Below are 20,218 nucleotides of genomic sequence, written 5' to 3' on the forward strand. Positions count from 1 at the left end.
TGAAATTTCTATATTCATCACTCAGCATATAATCATTGTTTGATGAAATGACATACCACGTCCCTTAGAGTTTCAGACATATTACGATAAATTAAAGAAAAAAGATAATAGTAGTCAACGGTTACTATTATCTTTTTTTGAACTATTTTTCATTAAAATATCTCATCTGCTGTGCCCCTTATTTACTTTTCTAGATTTTATCCTAGTTTAAAATTTATGCATTTGAACTGTTTATACAATTTGTAGGATTTTTAGCTTTTTTGTCGAATACACTTAATGCAAGGAGGGACATTACATGATTATTAAAGATTATTTCATCAACCTTTCTATTTTTTCTTTATTAGTTAGCGCAGCAATATTTATTCAAGTGTTTACAATTAATTCTAGTCGATATTTTGAAAAGCTCTATGGAGGGATTATTGCAGTTACGTTAATGTTCTTTTCTTTTCCATACATGGGATTTTCCTACGATCTTCGAGTTGTTCCTCTTATTCTATCTTTTATTTACTTTGGTCGTATTGCTGGTTGGATTACGTTAATTAGCATAATTGTAATGCGTATCTTTTACACAGGAGGGTACTGGGAACCTCCTGTGATTGCTTATTTTGGTATGGGGATTCTATTTTCTACCTTTAAAACTTATTTTAAAAAACTACATCCTTTTAAAAGTGCATCGTTATATTTTTCTGTTTTTATTGGAATAAAGTGGTTAGTTGGCGTATTATTTAATACTACATTACTTTACACAGGAGGCTTATTATATATAGCGTTAGGACTTTTAATTGGGCTATTTCTTATGGAAGCCTACCAGAGATTGTATTATTTAACACAGGACTTATCTAAAATGAATCGAGAATTAAAAAAATCGAAGCAAGAACTTGCAGATACCGTACATGAGCTTCAAGGAGGAATTTTTAAATTTAAAAAAGTGGGTAAGCACTTTATACACACTTTATGTGATGGACAGTTTTATTATCAAAACGGATTTTATTCTGAACAGGTGGTAGGAAAAAGCTTACGTACTATTGATGCTTCTATTGTTCCTCCACATTTAGTTCCACAATTGATGAAGTACTATCTTCAGGCATGGGAAGGAAAAGAAATTATATTTGAATTACCTTGGCCAAATGATAAAACTATTATTCTTATTGCGCTTAGGCCGATTAAACGAAATGGACAAGTTATTGAAGTTGTTGGTTCTACAGTTGATATAACCGAAAGGAAAAAGGTAGAATCAGAATTAAGCGCTACCAAAGAATTATTGGAATCATTTATAAAGCACAATCTAGATGCTATTACCATTTCTGATCGAGAAGGGCATATTTTACAAGCGAATAAAGCTTATGAAAAGATATTTGGGTGGTCATCACAAGAAATCATAGGTAAGAGATTACCTTGTGTACCAGATTTTTTAATGGAAGAATCGCTTAAAAATATTCAGAATATTCTAACTGGAGAATCTGTGGTTACTAGATTAGAAACTGTTAGACAAAGGAGTGATGGGAGTCTTCTTGATGTTAGTCTGACAGTTTCTCCTATACTAGATGTAAGAGGAAATGTGATAGCTTTATCAGCAATATGTAGAGACATCTCTGAAAGAAAACAAGCAGAAAGAGAACGACATCGATTACACCAGCAATTAAGAGATAGTGAAATGAAGTACCGTGCACTAATCGAACAAGCAACTGATGCGGTATATGTAGTAGAGCTGAATGAAGAGAATGCTCCAAGTCGATTTATTGAGGTAAACCCTGTTGGGTGTAGAAGGTTTGGATATAGTAGAGAAGAGTTGCTCTCATTATCATTTTCAAATATAGTACCACAAGATTCTCAAATGATCGTAAGGTTATTAGAAAAAATTAAAAAGGGACAAACTTCCTTCACTTTGCAAGATGAATATGTTTTTCCAACAGGAAAAGTAATAACAACTGAGTTTAGTGTTCGTGTTTTTAACTTAAATGGTAAAAAAGTTTTCCTAAGTATTTCTCGTGATATCACTGAACGGCTAAAAACAGAAGAATTATTACGAAAATCTGAAAAACTTGCTGTTGTAGGACAATTAGCGACTGTAATGGCTCATGAGATTAATAATCCATTAACTGCAATGAAAGGGTTCATGCAATTACTAAAATCAACGGAAAGTGAGAATAATCAGGGTTATATTAATATAGTATCATCAGAGATTGAGCGTATAGAGAGCATTACAACTGAATTTATGGCGGTAGCCAAACCACAGGTGGTAAAAATGCAACCTAATAACATTAGTGTGCTAATGGATCAAGTTTTAATGCTACTACAACCTCAAGCAATGATGAATAATATAAAAATTAAAATCGATCTTAACCCTGGTATTCCATTGATTTCATGTGAAGGAAATCAATTAAAGCAAGTATTTGTTAATATATTAAAAAATGCAATTGAATCTATGCCGATGGGAGGAGAAATTCTCATTCAATTAAATATACTTGATAATAATCAATTAAGTATTCGTTTTATCGATCAAGGGTGTGGCATTCCAAAAGAACGTATACCATACCTCGGAGAACCTTTTTATAGTATTAAAGAAGAGGGGATTGGCTTAGGGTTAATGATCTGTTATAAAATCATTGAAACACATCAGGGAAAGGTATTTATTGAGAGTGAAGTGAATAAGGGAACTACAGTTGAAGTCACTCTCCCTATTTGTACACTTCAAAATTAATATGTTCTTTTACTGAAATTTTTTAAGAAACCATATAAAACGTAATGCTATTAAACAAAAACTGAATAGAACTTTCTATCGTTGTTTACAAGAGGAAATGACAAACGCAATAAGACATGGAAAAGCGAGAAACGATACAAGTCTTGTTACAATAGCATACAAATCATGTAATACTTCCAAAACAAGATTGTCTGTATATGTCGAAGAGTTATATCCCCGATACACTTAATCAATTAACTATAGAAACTGGTGGAATGAAACGAAAATGTAAGTATCATAGGAACTTATGGTTAAATCAAAAAATCTCTACTACGGCTCTTACTCAACTGTGTAGTCATTTTAGAAATCATAACAGGGATTTTATTAAGCATGGAGGGAATTAATCGACACTTTAACTTAGTTTCTGCAGCTGTCTACTGTTCAAAAAATAATTTCTGTATGTTATACCAAAAATAAAGAATGTACTTTTAGAATTTATAAAAAATATAATTAGGATTAAATTAAAACCTTCCAAAAAGCCTGTTATAAAAACATCTTTTCTTTACAACCAAAAGAAAGGATGTTTTTAATATTGTAATTATGCTTGAAAATATTTCAAATTTTTACTTGTAATTTTAATGAAAAATATAGTCTCGCAGGAGATTAGGGAGAAGAGAAACTATTAACAAAGAATTTCATAAACATTAAGATGCTTTGTTAATAGTTTTTATACCTGTAGCGGTTTGTCCGGTTTGATAATATTAATCAGTTCTTCTTTATAATAAAACCATGAAGTACAACTCTTTTAAGTTAGTTAACATTGTTATGGTGTTCGCTATTTGGTTACTTTATACTTTAATTCATGTTTTCACCAATTAATTACTACCTCAAAATGCAAAGTTTTTGGAAATAACTATTTTAGATGTGAGATGAAAATGGGGGATAGATACTTAGCATTTAATAAAAAAGATAAGATTACGAAATGTAATCTTATCTTTTTATTAAGAATAATGAATTGTAGCTTCAAGGCTTCAGAATGACTTTTATACAATCATCTTCACGATTATTAAAAATTTGATAACCGTAGCTCGCTTCTTCAAGGGGGATTTTGTGTGTAATAATCTCTTTTGGATCAAATTCTTTATTTGTTATTTTTTTAAATAGTTCTGGCATAAAATGAATGACAGGTGCTTGTCCCATTTTAAGATTAATATTTCTAACCCAAAATGCTCCGAGTGGAAATGCATTATAATTGCCACCATAAACGCCAGTCATTTGAACCGTTCCATATTTTCTTACGGCTTTCGTAGCTATTTGAATAGGGCCGAGAGTTCCGCCTTGTAATTTCAATTTTTGTTCCAGAAATTCTAGTGGCGATTTTTTTCCATCCATCCCCACACAATCAATAACTACATCGGCACCACCATGTGTAATTTCCTTTAAATGTTCTCCCATATCGGGGAATTTTGTAAACTCAAATACCTCAACATTGTTAATCTTTTTTGCATAATTCATCCGATAATCTAAGTAATCCACTGCAATTACACGTTTAGCACCTTGCATCCAAGCAAATTTTTGTGTCATTAATCCAACAGGTCCACAACCAAGGACGATAACAGTATCACCTGGCTTAACGCCTGCGTTTATTACACTCCAATAGGCTGTAGGTAAAACATCTGATAAAAATAGTAGGGATTCATCTTCAAGCTCGCATGATTCCGGTATAACAAATGGAGTAAAATTGCCAAATGGAACTTTTAAATATTCTGCTTGTCCGCCTGGATGATTACCAAATTTCTCCGTATAACCAAAGTATCCACCAGAATCGTAATGAGGATTTGAGTTATCACATTGACTTTCCATTTCATGTTGGCAATAGAAACAATGTCCACAAGAAACGTTGAAGGGGATGACAACACGATCGCCTTTTTTCACTTTAGTGACATCTGGCCCGACTTCTTCAACGATTCCCATTGGTTCATGGCCGATAATGTATCCTTGAGGTAAGGGCATGTTACCTTGATATAAATGTAAATCAGAACCGCAAATAGCGGTTGAAGTAATTCTTACAATAATATCATCTTTTTTCTCTAACTTTGCATCATCAACTTGTTTAACTTGTACTTGATTTGGTCCTTGATAGGTTACAGCTTTCATCTCATATCTCCTTTTGGATTATGTCTCAAAACATAATTTTATTTAATCTCTTGGTGAAATAGAAATCTTTCTTTTATTTACTGAAGGGAATTAGGAAGTATACATAGTGTTGTTATGAAAGTATGTTATATCAGTTATTCTTTCTTATATGTTTTGCCCTACTTTAAGAAAAAAATCAATTTTTATTCATAATCTAATTTCCATAAAAAGGATAATTATTATTTCATAATTTGTAGCATATTAAAAACATCGGAGGTGAAATAAGATGGCAAACAATAATAGTGGAAGTCGTAATGAATTGTTAGTTCGAGGTGCTGAACAAGCTCTTGATCAAATGAAATATGAAATTGCACAAGAGTTTGGTGTACAACTTGGTGCAGATACAACAGCTCGTGCAAACGGATCTGTTGGTGGCGAAATTACAAAACGTTTAGTAGCAATGGCAGAACAACAACTTGGTGGTAGAGCTAACCGCTAAGTAAATTGGCTTAAAATATACCAAATATGTAAATCAATTTCTTTTGTGTATTCATAAAAATAAAAAACCTTATATTAAACAGATACTCACTCAAAGATTATTGATAATCTTCTTTCATAATCTTTGAGTATTTAATTTGTAAACTACTTTCCTAAACAATAAACACGCGGTGTTGGAAAGGTGTTTTCCATGCATAGTAGAAAATCTTTTGCAGGAAAAAGCATACTTAAAAATTTGATTTCAATATTGAAATCAATATTTATTATGATATTTTCGAAAGGTAGGAATTTAAAAATGGGTATATTAAGTGGAAATCCTCAAAATGAACCGTTACATTACGGTGAAGTATTTGACATTTGGAGCTATCTTCTTGCTGCACAGGGTGCGATTGCAAGCCATCAAGTATTTATGAATCATACAGGTGATGAAGACTTGAAGAAGTTTTTAGAAGGCTTAATTGAAAATGATATGAATTCGGAAATAGAAGAATTAAAAGCTCTTTTAAAGATTAATGGGGTCGCTTTACCGCCTGCTCCTCCAGAACGACCAGTTGCATCTATCGAAGACATTCCTCCGGGAGCACGTATTAATGATGTTGAAATTGCTGCTGCTGTTTCTGCAGGATTAGCAGCTGGACTTGTGACATGTAGTCAGGTGATGGGAAAATGTCTTCGAGAAGATGTAGGGATGCTATTTGGCCAATTTCATATGAAAAAAGCGCAGGCAGGTGTAACTCTGCTACGTTTAAGTAAGAAAAAAGGATGGGTAGTTCCACCTCCGTTACATGTAAGAAATTCCGATCAAGCTTAATAAACAAAAATAAAAAGTGGCGTTGGCCACTTTTTTATTTTTTAGATGTATCCTCAAGATTGGATTTATTTATTGTGGAAGAATCCATATATTCCTCTGACATCTCCATAGCATATTTATCATGATGAATATGATTGCGATTTTTTAATTCATCGTCGTTACGTAGCACTAGCCTCTTCATATAAATATGGAAGAAAACTTCTGTTCCACCAATAATTAAAGCGGCTATAAATGAAGAAAGTCCAATGTTACGAGTAGCATCTAAATTAGTAAACAAGGATGTTAGTAACCAAGTTCCGAAAAAGCTTAAGCCGAAATCTGCCATTGTAGCAATCATATTTCCGTATTTAGGTAAAATGAAGAGGTCTCCGATTAAATAGGCAGCTCCCGTAAGAAAAAGAGAAATTAGTAATACTCTAGGAATTGAAATGCCTTGAAAGATACTGAGCATGATTAGCAATACTGCAGTTATCGCTGTGTATTTAATTAATAAGGCAACAATATGTTTCATCATTTTCCTCCATTGTTTAAACGTATATGGAATACAATATTTCATTAAAAACGGATTATGCTTTTATATAGCGTAACCCGTTTTAATCACCCCTTAATGGTAAGAAGTACAACCTGGGTAAGAAGCAGGCTTATACTATGGATAGTATTTGCGGAATATCGAGCTTTATTCATAAAGGGTAGTTCCATTCTTATAATAGAGATGTTGCCTAAGTACAGTGTTTTTTCATATTAAACTTAATATTCGTTGGTGTTTTGATTCATTAATATAAAAATAAACAAAGTATTTCCGCATTTAATGCATCTTTTTATCTATATATTTTCCGTAATCAGGTACAGCAATTTTATCAAATTCTTGAACCAGTGTTTTGAGGTTCGTTGATAGCAATTCACCTGACATTGGTATCCCATGTCCAGTAATAGCGACTAGAGGCTTTAATTCTTCTAATTTAATGACTGATTCTTTAGCGGCTTTCCAGTCTGTTGTTAAATAACGAGGAGGACCGCTTATTTCCTGTTCTTGAGTTATTACTTTATACAGATACTCCTGTTTCACTGTAACAAAAGCGTCCCCAGCAATTAAAGTTCGGTCTTTCTCTCGGAATAATGAAATATGCCCAGGAGTATGCCCTGGTGTATGAATCCATCTAAACTCTGGCATATGGGGAACAGTTCCATCGATAGGTAGTGCTTTTACGCTATTTCCTAAATCAATCGGTTCATTAGGGAACAGGGGAGACATTTTCGCTACCATACCACCTTCAACTGTTGGATCTGGTTCAGGATAGCTTTGTTGTCCAGTCAAAAACGGTATCTCCATTTGATGGGCATAGACTGGAACATCCCAATATTTAATGAGTTCAATTATTCCTCCAACATGATCAAAATGCCCATGAGTTAAAATAATTGCTTTTGGACGGCTATTTGTACCAAATCGCTCCTCAGTAACAGAGATAATTTCATTTGCACATTTAGGCATTCCAGCGTCAACTAAAACAAAATCATCGGTATGCGGATTCCCAACAAAACATATGTTGACGATTTGAATCGTGTAGCAAAATAAATCAGGTAATACTTCGATGCCGTGACCACTTTCAATTGAAGTTGCTGGAATAAACTTGTAATCACTTCCATAATTCATTTCCTTGTTCACCTTTTGTCCCCCTTAATATGTTTCAATACGACATTATAGTTCCCTAATTTCTCAAATCCATTTTGGGGGATTTGAGAAAAGAATTAGTGGGGATTACAAAAAACAAAAATTAAGGTGGAGACATATCGATTTATATAAAGTGCAAACAGAAAATATTGATTTCACAAGTGTAGTTTTTACTATTTTTTGAGGAGGGGTTATGAGTTAATAAAAGGTTCATCTGAATATTTTAACGTAGGTTTATAAAGAATACAGAACAGTTTCTAATAGAAATTCATTAAATGAGGCGATTACTTGTACCGATGCTTTTCATAATCAAAGGATATTTAAGTTTTGTGATGTAATTGAGATTGATTAAATTATGCTTTTCAATAGCTATTAACAGCCCGTTCAGTGATACTAATATCTCTTACTAGCTATATGATATATTCTATTTTTTATCTAACTAACGCTCTTAGTGTAGCTGGTGTCCTTGCATTGAGTACTTCATGGTTTTTATTCATTTTCACATGTTTCATCCGAAAGAAAAACGGAAATCCCTTCTTTATTAGAGATAGGAAATTCCGGTTCATCTTTTTTATAAACAGTTCAATTGTATTTCAAATTCACATGATGATTCGGTAAATCACCTTGGATAAAGTAGGCTTTATTGATAGCGAATCTGTATTTCTTGATTGATTACCGCCTATTCCTCATACATCATTTTCCTCGTCATTCCACCGTCTACGACAAGGTTTATACCTGTAACAAAATCATTTTCGCTGGCTGTTAAATACAGACAGGCTCGTGCAATATCATCTGGTGTTCCTACACGCTTTGATAGGTGCTGTTCATGATCAATTTTACTTAATTTTGAATAATCTCCTGTTTCAATCCAACCTGGGGAAATAGCATTCACGGTAATCCTAGCTTCGCTAAATGAGGCTGCGAGCGCGTGTGTAATAGCAACGATCCCACCTTTTGTGGCAGCATAAGATTCTGAATTTGGCTCAGACATAATCGCCCTTGTAGAGGCAATATTCACGATAGATCCACCTTCTTTGTTATGACGCATATACTTTGCTGCTTCACGTGAACCCAAGAAAACGCTTCTTAGGTTTGTGCTTATTACATCGTCCCATTCTTCTAGCGAAATATCGTAAGGAGACTTGAATAACTCTTTTCCTGCATTATTAATTAAAATATCTATCTGACCGTATGTTTGATTAGCTACTTCCATTAATCGAATAATATCTGTTTCCAGCCTTACATCTGTTTGTACGAAAAGTGCTTCTTTACCCTGTTCTTTCATCTTAGTAACTGTTTTTGCACCTGCTTTTTCGTCTATATCTGCTAAAATAACATTGGCCCCTTTTTCTGCATAATGTAAAGCAATTCCTCTCCCGATTCCATTTCCAGCCCCTGTTATGATCACTGATTTATTAGAAAAATCCATTGTAATTACACTCCTTTTAAAAAAATATAACGTCTTTATTTTTTAATATAACATACAAAAATTATCCTTCTGCATAAGCAATAGTTAATTGATTATGCCCGTATTTTTATTCTTCACTAATAAAAGGAGTAATTATCTTTTTTTCATAAGAAGATAACACAATATTCGTTGATGGCGTACCATATTGCATTGAATCATCAATAAATTGTTCTAAACTTTCTACAGAATGTGTTGCTATTTTGACAATATAGCTAATTTCTCCTGCTACTCTGTAACACTCAAGTACATCTGGATGATTGTAGCAAAAGTTAGATAATGATTTACAATTTGTTGATTTAAACAGTATAAGTGCAGAAATTGGACGATTTATTTTTTTTAGAGAAACATGTGCATGGTAACCTTCAATAATTTGTTGTTCCTCTAACTTTCGTACTCGCTCAGTTACTGACGGGGAAGATAAGTGAACCGCTTCCGCTAAATCCTTCATTGAAATTTTTGCATTTGACTGTAATAGTCCCACGATTTTTTTATCAATTTGATCCATAAATTATCCAACCTTTTTTTATAAAATAGAATAACCTAAATTCTTTATAAAATAAAGAAAAACAATCAAATATCCTTATTGAACTTATTTATCAGCCTTCTATACTTGTATAAAATAAGGGTAGAAGGAGGCGGTTTACGATATGAAAAAGATTTTATTATTATTAGCTGACGGGTTTGAAGCAGTAGAAGCTAGTGTATTTACAGATGTACTAGGCTGGAATAAATGGGAGGGAGATGGATCAACCGAGGTCGTAACAGTTGGTCTTCGGAATAAATTAACTTGTACTTGGAATTTCACTGTCATACCGGAAAAAACGGTTGATGATATTCAATTAGATGAATTTGATGCACTAGCTATTCCAGGAGGATTTGAAGAGGCTGGTTTTTATCGGGATGCATACAGTAGAGAATTCTTACATGTTATTCAACATTTTTATGCCAAGCAGAAGCCTATTGCCAGTATTTGTGTTGCATCATTAACGCTTGGAAAAAGTGGAATTCTTGTAGGTAAAAAAGCTACCACATACAGTCATCCGACGAGTAAACGAAAAGAGCAGTTAAAGAATTTCGGTGCAATAGTACAAAATGATTTAATAGTACAAGATGGAAATATTATTACATCATCAAATCCAGGCACAGCTTTTGATGTTGCGTTTTTATTACTTGAAAAATTAACATCTAAAAAGAATGCTGAACATGTAAAGGATCTTATGGGATTTTAGGCATTTATCTTCTTATGAGTTTTTGATGCTTGCTAGAAGTAATGTGAAAAGTCGCCGTGCTGTAGTTCTATTTGCTGAACCCGAGGAAAAAGAAAAAGGGTTTGATTATTACAATACTTATAATAGGAGAATTTTTATGATTATAACACTTTTCACATATATTTTGTTAGGTTTATCTTTAGCAATACCCGCAGGTGCTATGACAGTCCAAATGACTAAACAAGGAATGAGAAATGGTTTCGTACATGGTTGGTTTGTAGGTATAGGAGGAATGACTGTAGATTTATCTTTAATCGTCCTGATTTATCTAGGGTTCTCTAGTGTATTAACCAATCCATGGGTAGAAACAGTTATGTGGCTCCTAGGTTTTATATTTTTAATGTTTATTGGAATAGAAAGCATTAAAGAAGCAAAGTCGGAAGTTAACATAGATGGAGAAGATCCTAATAAATCTTTATTATCAGCTTATTTATCTGGTTTTATGATTGCTATATCACCGGCTAATATTGTATTTTGGATAGGGGTCTTTGGCCCGGTTCTAGTTTCTTCATTAGGTAATGCAAGTACATCTACATTTATATTAATAGCTGTAGGTATTTTATTAGGTATCTTTATGCATGATATGATCTTATTAAGCTTTGTTCATTTTACTAGACGTTTTCTAAATCCAACCTTTATTAAAAGAGTATCTATATTTGCCGCAATAGTCCTATTCGGATTTAGTGGTTATTTTGGTTACGAGTTTATAAAACAAGTAATGACTTTTATCTCAAAAGCATAGTTCTTATAAACTTAAATAGGGTGGTTATAAGGTAAATGAAAAAGATACGTATTTTAAACGTAACATAATTGTAAATATGTTATATCACGTAGGCAACCCCTCAGGAATTCATTGATCCCTGAGGGGTCTTTAAATTCTTTACACGTAGCCTCTACTATAATTGATGGTGTATGAGCTTAGCTCAATAGCGATGGGGTACTACCCGCATTTTAACGAAAATATACGCTAAGCAAATTTCGATATAAAAGAAGCCGAATTTTCTACTTTAAGAAACTTTCGGTTTCAATTCGTTATGACATTGCTCTATGTTGTTATAGATATATAATTTAATTAAAGTTTCAATTAGTTTAGATCATCAAAAATAATGTCTTTTTTATCTAAATTTCTTAGAACTTATATATGAGATGAATATTAATTTATAAGCATTAAATATTTGTGAAGATTTAATTGACGAACATATTTTTTGACTTTTATTGAAAGTGGATTACACTATAAAAATTTTAGAGAATGGCTATCTATATAAAAATTACATAACAGTAGCTAATATAAATCCATTAAATAAGACGATTACTTGTACGGATGCTTTTCATAATCAAAGAATGTTTAAGTTTGGAGATGTAATTGAAGTGGATTAGAGGGGGAGAAATAAAAATAGTTATCTCTTCCTAACTTAATTATATCATGTAAATCAAGTTCGAAATAGACTGTTTATTCGTATTTACTACTGCTACAATCAAGAACACATGCATAGTAAGGAGAGATGTTATATGAGTTCTTTCGTTCTCGATTTTCAGGAAATAGAAAACACGCAGCTTTCGCTCGTCGGTGGAAAAGGTTTGAATTTAGGGGAATTAACAAACATTCAAGATATACAAGTGCCAGAAGGTTTTTGTGTTACAACGGTAGGATATGAAAAGGCTATCGAGAAAAATGAAGAGCTTCAGGCTTTGTTGCAGCAACTAACAAAGTTGAAAATGGAAGAGCGAGCTCAAATTGGTGAAATGAGTAAGAAGATTAGAGAAGTCATTATGGCAGTAGAAATCCCTTCTGATGTAGTGGAAGCAGTAACTCATTATCTCTCACGTTTTGGAAATGAACATGCGTATGCCGTGCGTTCTAGTGCGACGGCTGAAGATTTACCGTATGCTTCATTTGCAGGTCAACAAGATACGTATTTAAATATTATCGGAGAAGAAGCGATTTTACAGCATGTAAGAAAGTGCTGGGCGTCTTTATTTACAGAGCGAGCAGTTACGTACCGCATGCAAAATGGTTTTGAACATAATCAAGTTTCTATATGTGTTGTCGTTCAAAAAATGGTTTTCCCTGAGGCTTCGGGTATTTTATTTACGGCTGATCCGATTACTTCAAATAGGAAGGTGTTGTCAATCGATGCCAGCTTTGGACTTGGCGAGGCGCTAGTATCTGGATTGGTTTCTGCCGATAATTATAAGGTAAAAGAAGATGAAATCGTCGAAAAGGTCATCGCAATGAAAAAATTAGCCATCTATGGACGAAAAGAAGGCGGAACAGAGAGAAAGAAAATTGCTCCTAATCAGCAAAAAGTTCAAACACTTACTGAACAACAGATTTTACAACTAGCACGCATCGGAAGACAAATCGAAGCTTATTTTGGTTGTCCGCAAGATATTGAATGGTGCTTAGTTGATGATACAATTTATATAGTCCAAAGTCGCCCCATTACGACTTTATATCCAATTCCTGAAGAAAATGATGAGGGAAATCATGTGTATATATCGGTTGGCCATCAACAAATGATGACCGATGCGATGAAACCATTAGGTTTATCTTTTTTCCTGTTAACGACTAGTGCCCCTATGCGTAAAGCGGGAGGCAGGTTATTTGTCGATGCTACGCAAAAATTAGCTTTACCTGCTAGCAGAGATTACTTAATAAACACTTTAGGAAAATCGGATCCACTCGTAAGAGATGCATTAACGACTATAGTTAAGCGAGATAATTTTATTAAATTATTACCAGATGATGAAAAAGGGAAGAGTGTTGGTAAAAGTGTGCCACCTGCAAATTCTCAACCGGAAATTGAAAATGATCCGGCAATCGTTACAAATTTAATACAGAATAGTCAAGCATCACTTGAAGAGTTAAAACAAAATATGCAACTGAAATCAGGAGTGGACGTACTTGATTTTATTTTGGAAGATATTCAGCAATTAAAGAAAGTATTGTTTAACCCGCAAAGTATCGCTGTCATTATGGCTGGTATGAATGCTTCAACATGGATAAATGAAAAGATGGAGCAATGGTTAGGTGAAAAAAATGCAGCAGACACGCTTTCTCAATCCGTACAAAATAATATTACATCTGAAATGGGTTTAGCGTTAATGGATGTCGCTGATGTGATTCGGCCGTACAAAGAAGTTATTACGTATTTACAACATGTAGAAGATGATAGCTTTTTAAATGAACTAGTTCAGTTTAAAGGTGGAGAAGAAGCTCGAGATGCTATTCTAACTTTTCTAAATAAATACGGAATGAGATGTAGCGGAGAAATAGATATTACGAAAACGCGCTGGAGTGAAAAGCCAACTACAATTATCCCGATGATTTTAAATAATATAAGAGATTTTGAATATGGTGCGAGTAAGCGGAAATTTGAAGAAGGACTGCAAGAAGCTTTGAAAAAAGAAGAAGAGTTAGTAGATCGATTACAGCACTTATCGGGTGGAAAACAAAAAGTAGAAGAAACGAAGCGAATGATTCGTAATATCCGTAATTTTATCGGTTATCGTGAATATCCAAAATACGGTATGATTAATCGTTATTTCATATATAAGCAAGCGTTACTGAAAGAAGCTGAGCAACTTGTGCAGAGCGGTGTCATTCGTGAAGTGGATGATATATACTATTTAACTTTTGAAGAACTTCACGAAGTAGTCTGCACGAATAAACTAGATTACGAACTGATACAAAAACAAAAAAATGATTACAAATTATATGAAAAACTAACGCCTCCTCGTATAATGACGTCTGATGGAGAAATCATTACAGGTAAATATAAACGAGAAAACCTCCCAGATGATGCGATTGTAGGTTTGCCTGTTTCTTCAGGAGTGATTGAGGGGAGAGCTCGCGTTATTTTAAACATGGAAGAAGCGAATTTAGAAGAGGGCGATATATTAGTTACAGCTTTTACTGATCCGGGCTGGACACCATTGTTTGTGTCTATAAAAGGGTTAGTCACTGAAGTTGGCGGACTTATGACGCACGGAGCAGTAATTGCACGTGAATATGGATTACCGGCAGTCGTTGGAGTAGAGAATGCTACGAAATTAATAAAAGACGGACAACGAATTCGGGTACATGGAACAGAAGGGTATATTGAAGTGTTGTAATGAAATAAAAGAACATCCGCTATTATAGTGGATGTTCTTTTATTATATAGCTGACTTATTTCTTTAAGCCAGCCGCATAAAAAGGTCCATGAACTGCGATTGTTGATAAAAAGCGAGCAATCTCCTCAGGTGTTTCTTTTTGTCCATTATTTAACCATTGTTGGATGACACCTATATGCGCAGATGCCATATAAGAAGTTAAGTATTCGCTTGGAACAAGTAAATTCTCCTTATTAATGAGAGGACCATTCGTATCTTCAAATAATGTTTTCCACATAAAGTCTTTCAGTTTTGTTTGGAAAGATAAATCTCCTTTCGGACTTAGTACAGCTCTCATAAAATCACTATTTTCATTTAGAAATGCAAGAATAGAAGTGATAAGTATAAATGGCATTGTTGGAGAAGGATTTGATCCAAGGTCAGCAATAACTTCTGGGAATTTCTGTTTAGCAATGTTAGAAAACTCGTACATAATGTCTTCTTGGCATTTTGTCATTAAATCAAATTTATCTTGATAGTGCGCATAGAAAGTACCGCGATTAATGTTTGCTTTCGTTGTAATATCTTTCACTGTAATGGCGTCAAAACCTTTTTCTTCAATTAGCTCCACCAATGCATTTCGTATGGCAGTTTTTGTACGAACAACACGCAAATCTAAATTATTATCGCGCAAAGCATATCCCTCCTTAATTTTACTCAACACATTTAGAAAATGTGTCTTATAACCAACACATTCACGATTTTTGATTATTGTATAAGGTTCAACTCGAACATATAATTCAAAATATAAATAAACAACACGTTGTTGGTTATTATAGATCAAATTAAGGGAGGAGAAAAGAAAATGTTTAAAAATAAACTTTTATTGTTATCACCAGTTATTGCACTACTTGTTGTTTTTATTTTTTCATTAACGTTATTTCCAACTGTTCAACCAAAGCCGAAAAACTTGCCAATTGCAATTGTAAATGAGGATCAAGGTGTAGAAATTCCAAATCAACCGAAAATGAATATGGGGCAAACGATCGTTGATAACATGAAAAAAACAGCGAAATCAGAGGAAGAACCCGCAGTGAAGTGGGTAGAAGTAAAAAATAAAGAAGCCGTTCAAAAGGGATTAAACAATAAAGAGTATTACGCGGCATTAGTCATCCCGAAAGAATTTAGCGCAAAACAAGCGTCGTTACGAACACCACAGCCATCTTCACCTGAGATAGAAATATATATTAATCAAGGAATGAATACGGCTGCATCAACTATGGCAGGACAAATATTACAGGCGATTGTTGATAATATGAACAATACTGTTCGCGCGCAAGTATTAGAAGGATATAAGGAAAAAGGAGGTACATTAACAACAGATCAAGCTGCGAAATTAGTAACACCTATTGTAAAGAACGTGAAAAATATGAATGAGGTCGGCAAAAATAGTGCGAACGGTAACTCACCAATATCATTGTTCCAGCCGTTATGGATTGCAAGTTTAGCTAGTGCAGCGATTATTTTTATTGCGATTAGTAAAATGCCAGTAAGCTCAAGAAAAGAAAACTTTCTGTTAAAAGTAAACCAAATCGTAACAGGAGCTATTGCGACACTTGTAATTGGATTTGGTCTTACATGGATTGCGGATGGGATGGTAGGGTTAAATATTTCGAACTTCACGGATACAGCTCTATTCTTATCCATTACTTCTTTTAGTTTCTTCTTAATGATATCTGCGGTACTTTCATTGGTTGGGCTAAAAGGAATCGGTTTATTCGCTTTATTACTATTCTTCGGGGCGCCGTTACTATCGTTAGCACCTGAGATGTTGTCTCCGTTTTATCAAGACTGGGTTTACTCATGGTTACCAATGAAATTTATGATTGAAGGCTTAAGAGAAATCTTCTTCTTCGGAAAAGGATTAAGCTGGAATACACCTGTTACTGTACTCGTTTGGATTGGTATAGTAAGTATGGTTACTATATTAGCAACTGCATTCAAACGTAGTGCAGTAAAAGGGTATAAAACAGAATTGAACGCTTAAAAAAAAGCCGTTTCACTAATTAGTGAAACGGCTTTTTTTGATGAAATCTATAAGCTGAAGAATGAATATTTGCTGATAATAAAGTTTGTTAATTTTTCTGGCTTTTCCTCAATGTAAACACCTAATTGTTGAAAAGTGTTATGTTTAGAATTAAGTCGGGATTTCTAAAGGTCACGTACATTCCAGACAATCTCACCACGTTCGTCATCCCACGTACTGTGATGACGCTTAAATCCTATCTTTTCTAGTACCCGGAGGGAAGCGATATTCCAAGCACCTACAGTCGACCAAAGTCTTTGGCGCCCAGTAGCAATCGCCGCGTCCAGTACAACAGATGCCGCCTCAGTCGCATAACCTTTACCATGAGCGCTGCGGAACAACTCGTATGCAATCTCCGGCTCTTCAAGTGTGGAACGACCGATAATCAAGCCGCAGTATCCGATGAAATCGCCTTCGTCTCTTCTTCGAATAGTGAGAAGGGAAATGCCATTTTCATCTGCCTTCTTACGCATCTCAATAAGCCGGTTACGAACGGAGTCGAGGGTCGGCATGTCCACACCACGTTCGCCAATTAATTTCCTCATCCAAACTGAATCGGATTCCTCCCACATACTCAGGTCAAGTCGTTCGGTTTTTAGCTGGAACTCCATAGTTTTAAATAAAGATGGCATAGTGGAACCTCCTAATTATGTCACTTAACTCATAATAGCTTCGCACCGCATCATGTTGAACCAATCGTTGATTCGCGAATTTATTTTCCTAACTCCCGCGAGAGTTTATAGCAACAGTATACAATAGTATTATTTTATGCATAAGCAATTCCTTTGCAAAATAGACCCTTTTCTCAAACTTTTCTTTCATTCTAAAGCCGTCCCGTTAAATACACAGGCTCCTACTATTTCTAAATGCATAAAATGGTAAGCGAAAGTATGGGGGGATACGATGTATAATTCAAATTATTATGATTGTTATAGGCAAAATGATAAGTTGATTAGTGATATTGAAAAAGCTATAAATGGAGAGTATAGCGCCATAAGCTGCTATGCAAAATTAGCGAATATGGCTCCAAATCAAGTAGAACAAAAACAAATTCTTGAAATTCGTAATGATGAAATAAAGCATTTCCACAACTTTGTACAAATTTATACGAACTTAACTGGCAGGCAGCCGAAACCACAAATTACTGAAGACTGCCCAAATACGTATTTACAAGGATTAGAGTTCGCTATACAAGATGAACAAAAAACAGTAGATTTTTATTTGGAAATTTCAGATGAGACATCCGATGTACATTTGAAAGAGTTGTTACGGAGAATAGCTGCGGATGAACAAAATCATGCAGTATGGTTTTTATATTATTTTGTAAAGTCGAAGTGAGCATTAAGAATGAACGGCTAATGTGGTGCATATATTAGAAATTATTTTAAAAGGCAGTGCAACAATTGAATGAAATATTTAAATGTAAGAAAAAGGAAACCGTTTCACTAATAGTGGAGCGGTTTTTTATGATGTACATATGTATCGACAAAATATAGTAATTACATTTCATATATAATGTATGAAAATGAATAAGTTAGGAGCAAGCATATGAAAAGAGGGATTTTTGTAGATATTCCAAATGAATACAGCAATGTACTTTGGAAAGTGTTAAACCCAATTGATATTACTGAATTTGATTGGCGAGTGAGGGATGAGGAGTCCTACTTAATAGCACGTGGTGAATTGGATGAGGCATTATTTCCAGAAGAACCAAGTGTAGTGGAAGGGTTAGCATTGAAAAAGTTAGTTAAAGACAACATATATTATCTTATTTTTGCAGATTTAAAAGCATATCCTAAAGGAGAAAAAACGATAGATATTGAAACATATGAAGAGTTTAAGGAAAGTAAGTGTGAGCTAATCGTATTAGCAGTGGATGCTCAATGCATACAAATTTATGCGAAAGATCAAAAAGCGATTGAATTGATGTATGAAAACGCACGGAATCAAGGATTTTATGTAGAATATATTACAGATGAAAATGATGGAAGGACTCGTTTGTCAGTATGGTAGCAATTTGAAAGGGGAAAGGCAATATGGAGAGCAATATAAGTAAAGAATATGCAATTCGAATTGCTACTGAAAATGAAAGTGATAGTATTATCATTTTATTAAAAGAAGTAGCACAATGGCTACAATATAAAGAAGTGGATCAGTGGCAGTATCTTTTAGGAGAGGAAGCTACGGCTGAAATACTAGAATGTATAAGAGAGAAATATACGCATGTTGTTATGAAAGAAGATGAAATAGTTGGTACGATTACAGTTTCTCCTAAACAAAATGAATGGGATGAATACATTTTTGGTAAAGAGGAAGTTTCTAATTCATTATATATTCATAGATTTGCGGTGAAACGAAAATATAAGGGGAATGGAATAGGAGAGAGGGTTTTACAGTGGATAGACGAGAATGTACAATGTGATAAAGAGTATTTGAAGTTAGATTGCGTTGGACATAATCGTACGCTGAATGATTTTTATAAAAGAAGTGGTTTTGAGTATGTTGGGAGTACAGATGGACTTAGTAAATTTCAAAAGAGAAGGGGCAAGTGAATGAATCAAATTCATACTGATTTAGTTAAAAGATTGATAGGGGAACAATTTCCTAAATGGGCACATTTAGAAGTGAAGCCTGTAAAGTTTAGTGGGCATGATAATAGAACGTTTCATCTAGGGGATGAGATGAGTGTAAGATTGCCAAGTGACGCGGCATATGCGCCGCAAGTAGAGAAAGAAAATAAGTGGCTACCTATATTAAGTAAGGAGCTTTCTTTACCGATTTCTGCACCAATTGCGAAAGGAAATCCATCTGAAGAGTATCCATGGCCTTGGTCTATTAATAAGTGGATAGAAGGAGATACTATTACGAAACAAAATGTCCGTGACCTAAATGAATTTGCGGCGGACTTAGGATCATTTTTAGTGGAATTGCAGGCTATTGATGCGAGTAATGGCCCAATAGCTGGAGCGCATAATTTTTACCGAGGCGGGCTTATATCTGTATATGATGAAGAGGCGAGAGTTGCTATTGAAAATAATAAGGATGTTTTTGACGAGGCATTATTAAAGCACCTTTGGAATGTAGCACTTAGTTCAACATGGGACCGTAAGCCAGTTTGGGTTCATGGGGATGTTGCACCTGGAAACTTACTCGTTAAGGACGGAAAGCTTTGTGCCGTAATTGATTTTGGTATTTTAGGAGTAGGGGATCCGGCTTGTGATGCAGCGATGGCATGGACTTTTTTTGATAAGAATAGCAGAAACGTATTTAAAGAAGTATTGCGCATAGATGAAGAAACGTGGAATAGAGCAAGAGGATGGGCACTTTGGAAAGCGTTAATTACATATGATGCGAATAAGACTAGTAATAAAATAGTGGCAGAAGAATCGCATCGTGTTATTCAAGTAATTGTGGATGATTATGAGAGGTAGTAGAAAAAGCCTATTTTAAAATAGGCTTTTTTTATATGATTAAATATTAGAAACTGAAAGAAGGAATCTAACATTA

At 34.2% G+C, this 20,218-nt stretch carries 19 protein-coding genes and 1 pseudogene; 13 read left to right on the top strand and 7 right to left on the bottom strand.

The genetic code is table 11. The annotated features are described in order from the left end of the window. Positions 1 to 295: 295 nt before the first annotated feature. Together B9A45_RS14000 and B9A45_RS32705 are read left to right on the top strand one after the other, a co-directional pair. Positions 296 to 2,701 carry a PAS domain S-box protein gene (locus B9A45_RS14000; RefSeq protein ID WP_084064158.1) on the top strand — a complete coding sequence of 802 codons (2,406 nt, stop codon included), beginning with the start codon at positions 296 to 298 and terminating at the stop codon, positions 2,699 to 2,701. 187 nt (positions 2,702 to 2,888) lie between these two features. Continuing rightward, a pseudogene (locus tag B9A45_RS32705) lies at positions 2,889 to 3,097 on the top strand (IS4 family transposase); the annotation flags it as partial. Positions 3,098 to 3,703: 606 nt separating this feature from the next. On the opposite strand, the gene B9A45_RS14005 reads toward B9A45_RS32705, so the two are convergent. Then, positions 3,704 to 4,837 (bottom strand): zinc-dependent alcohol dehydrogenase, encoded by a 1,134-nt coding sequence (locus B9A45_RS14005; protein ID WP_000649093.1) that lies wholly within the window; start codon positions 4,835 to 4,837, stop codon positions 3,704 to 3,706. A gap of 265 nt (positions 4,838 to 5,102) precedes the next feature. Here B9A45_RS14005 and sasP point away from each other — a divergent pair, with 265 nt between their 5' ends. Continuing rightward, positions 5,103 to 5,315, top strand: a complete 213-nt coding sequence (gene sasP, locus B9A45_RS14010) for a small acid-soluble spore protein, SasP family (RefSeq protein ID WP_000002840.1) — start codon at positions 5,103 to 5,105, stop codon at positions 5,313 to 5,315. 294 nt (positions 5,316 to 5,609) lie between these two features. Further along, positions 5,610 to 6,125: a DUF3231 family protein gene (locus B9A45_RS14015; RefSeq protein WP_002101091.1), complete on the top strand. Its 516-nt coding sequence runs from the start codon at positions 5,610 to 5,612 to the stop codon at positions 6,123 to 6,125. A gap of 34 nt (positions 6,126 to 6,159) precedes the next feature. Here B9A45_RS14015 and B9A45_RS14020 read toward each other — a convergent pair whose 3' ends face one another. From B9A45_RS14020 to B9A45_RS14035, 4 genes are all read right to left on the bottom strand, one after another. After that, positions 6,160 to 6,636: a YndM family protein gene (locus B9A45_RS14020; RefSeq protein WP_016110267.1), complete on the bottom strand. Its 477-nt coding sequence runs from the start codon at positions 6,634 to 6,636 to the stop codon at positions 6,160 to 6,162. 294 nt (positions 6,637 to 6,930) lie between these two features. Continuing rightward, on the bottom strand, positions 6,931 to 7,788 hold the full coding sequence (locus B9A45_RS14025; RefSeq protein ID WP_001031191.1) for an MBL fold metallo-hydrolase: 858 nt from the start codon (positions 7,786 to 7,788) through the stop codon (positions 6,931 to 6,933). 685 nt (positions 7,789 to 8,473) lie between these two features. After that, positions 8,474 to 9,223 carry a glucose 1-dehydrogenase gene (locus B9A45_RS14030; protein ID WP_016110266.1) on the bottom strand — a complete coding sequence of 250 codons (750 nt, stop codon included), beginning with the start codon at positions 9,221 to 9,223 and terminating at the stop codon, positions 8,474 to 8,476. A 106-nt stretch (positions 9,224 to 9,329) separates the two neighbouring features. Further along, entirely contained in the window at positions 9,330 to 9,767 is a 438-nt protein-coding gene (locus B9A45_RS14035) for an Lrp/AsnC family transcriptional regulator (RefSeq protein ID WP_000372089.1), read from the bottom strand. 142 nt (positions 9,768 to 9,909) lie between these two features. On the opposite strand from B9A45_RS14035, the gene B9A45_RS14040 reads away from it, so the two are divergent. The 4 genes from B9A45_RS14040 to ppsA all read left to right on the top strand — a co-directional run bounded on the left by B9A45_RS14040 (position 9,910) and on the right by ppsA (position 14,646). After that, complete coding sequence (locus tag B9A45_RS14040; protein ID WP_000722336.1) at positions 9,910 to 10,491, top strand: DJ-1/PfpI family protein; 582 nt, start codon at positions 9,910 to 9,912, stop codon at positions 10,489 to 10,491. A 136-nt stretch (positions 10,492 to 10,627) separates the two neighbouring features. Next, the gene (locus B9A45_RS14045) at positions 10,628 to 11,272 is read left to right on the top strand and encodes a LysE family translocator (RefSeq protein WP_000587494.1); all 645 of its coding nucleotides are present in this window, start codon (positions 10,628 to 10,630) and stop codon (positions 11,270 to 11,272) included. A 473-nt stretch (positions 11,273 to 11,745) separates the two neighbouring features. Further along, a complete protein-coding gene (locus B9A45_RS14050; RefSeq protein ID WP_015382330.1) occupies positions 11,746 to 11,907 on the top strand; it encodes a YolD-like family protein in 162 nt (53 codons plus the stop codon). Positions 11,908 to 12,039: 132 nt separating this feature from the next. Beyond that, entirely contained in the window at positions 12,040 to 14,646 is a 2,607-nt protein-coding gene (gene ppsA, locus B9A45_RS14055) for a phosphoenolpyruvate synthase (protein ID WP_016110265.1), read from the top strand. Positions 14,647 to 14,701: 55 nt separating this feature from the next. Here the strand turns inward: ppsA and B9A45_RS14060 are convergent, their stop codons facing one another. Beyond that, positions 14,702 to 15,319, bottom strand: a complete 618-nt coding sequence (locus tag B9A45_RS14060; RefSeq protein ID WP_001205503.1) for a TetR/AcrR family transcriptional regulator — start codon at positions 15,317 to 15,319, stop codon at positions 14,702 to 14,704. Between the two features lie 171 nt (positions 15,320 to 15,490). On the opposite strand from B9A45_RS14060, the gene B9A45_RS14065 reads away from it, so the two are divergent. Then, on the top strand, positions 15,491 to 16,672 hold the full coding sequence (locus B9A45_RS14065) for a YhgE/Pip domain-containing protein (RefSeq protein WP_000475859.1): 1,182 nt from the start codon (positions 15,491 to 15,493) through the stop codon (positions 16,670 to 16,672). Between the two features lie 164 nt (positions 16,673 to 16,836). Here B9A45_RS14065 and B9A45_RS14070 read toward each other — a convergent pair whose 3' ends face one another. After that, positions 16,837 to 17,343 carry a GNAT family N-acetyltransferase gene (locus B9A45_RS14070; protein ID WP_001139531.1) on the bottom strand — a complete coding sequence of 169 codons (507 nt, stop codon included), beginning with the start codon at positions 17,341 to 17,343 and terminating at the stop codon, positions 16,837 to 16,839. 271 nt (positions 17,344 to 17,614) lie between these two features. On the opposite strand from B9A45_RS14070, the gene B9A45_RS14075 reads away from it, so the two are divergent. From B9A45_RS14075 to B9A45_RS14090, 4 genes are all read left to right on the top strand, one after another. Continuing rightward, complete coding sequence (locus B9A45_RS14075) at positions 17,615 to 18,049, top strand: ferritin-like domain-containing protein (RefSeq protein ID WP_000282817.1); 435 nt, start codon at positions 17,615 to 17,617, stop codon at positions 18,047 to 18,049. Positions 18,050 to 18,259: 210 nt separating this feature from the next. Next, positions 18,260 to 18,724, top strand: coding sequence for a DUF2691 family protein (locus B9A45_RS14080; protein WP_000820157.1), 465 nt, complete (start codon positions 18,260 to 18,262; stop codon positions 18,722 to 18,724). Positions 18,725 to 18,747: 23 nt separating this feature from the next. Further along, positions 18,748 to 19,263 (top strand): GNAT family N-acetyltransferase, encoded by a 516-nt coding sequence (locus B9A45_RS14085; protein WP_084064159.1) that lies wholly within the window; start codon positions 18,748 to 18,750, stop codon positions 19,261 to 19,263. Next, positions 19,264 to 20,142, top strand: coding sequence for an aminoglycoside phosphotransferase family protein (locus tag B9A45_RS14090; RefSeq protein WP_084064160.1), 879 nt, complete (start codon positions 19,264 to 19,266; stop codon positions 20,140 to 20,142). Positions 20,143 to 20,218 lie beyond the last annotated feature (76 nt).

The sequence above is a fragment of the Bacillus sp. JKS001846 genome, from assembly GCF_900176455.1.
Taxonomy (GTDB): domain Bacteria; phylum Bacillota; class Bacilli; order Bacillales; family Bacillaceae_G; genus Bacillus_A; species Bacillus_A cereus.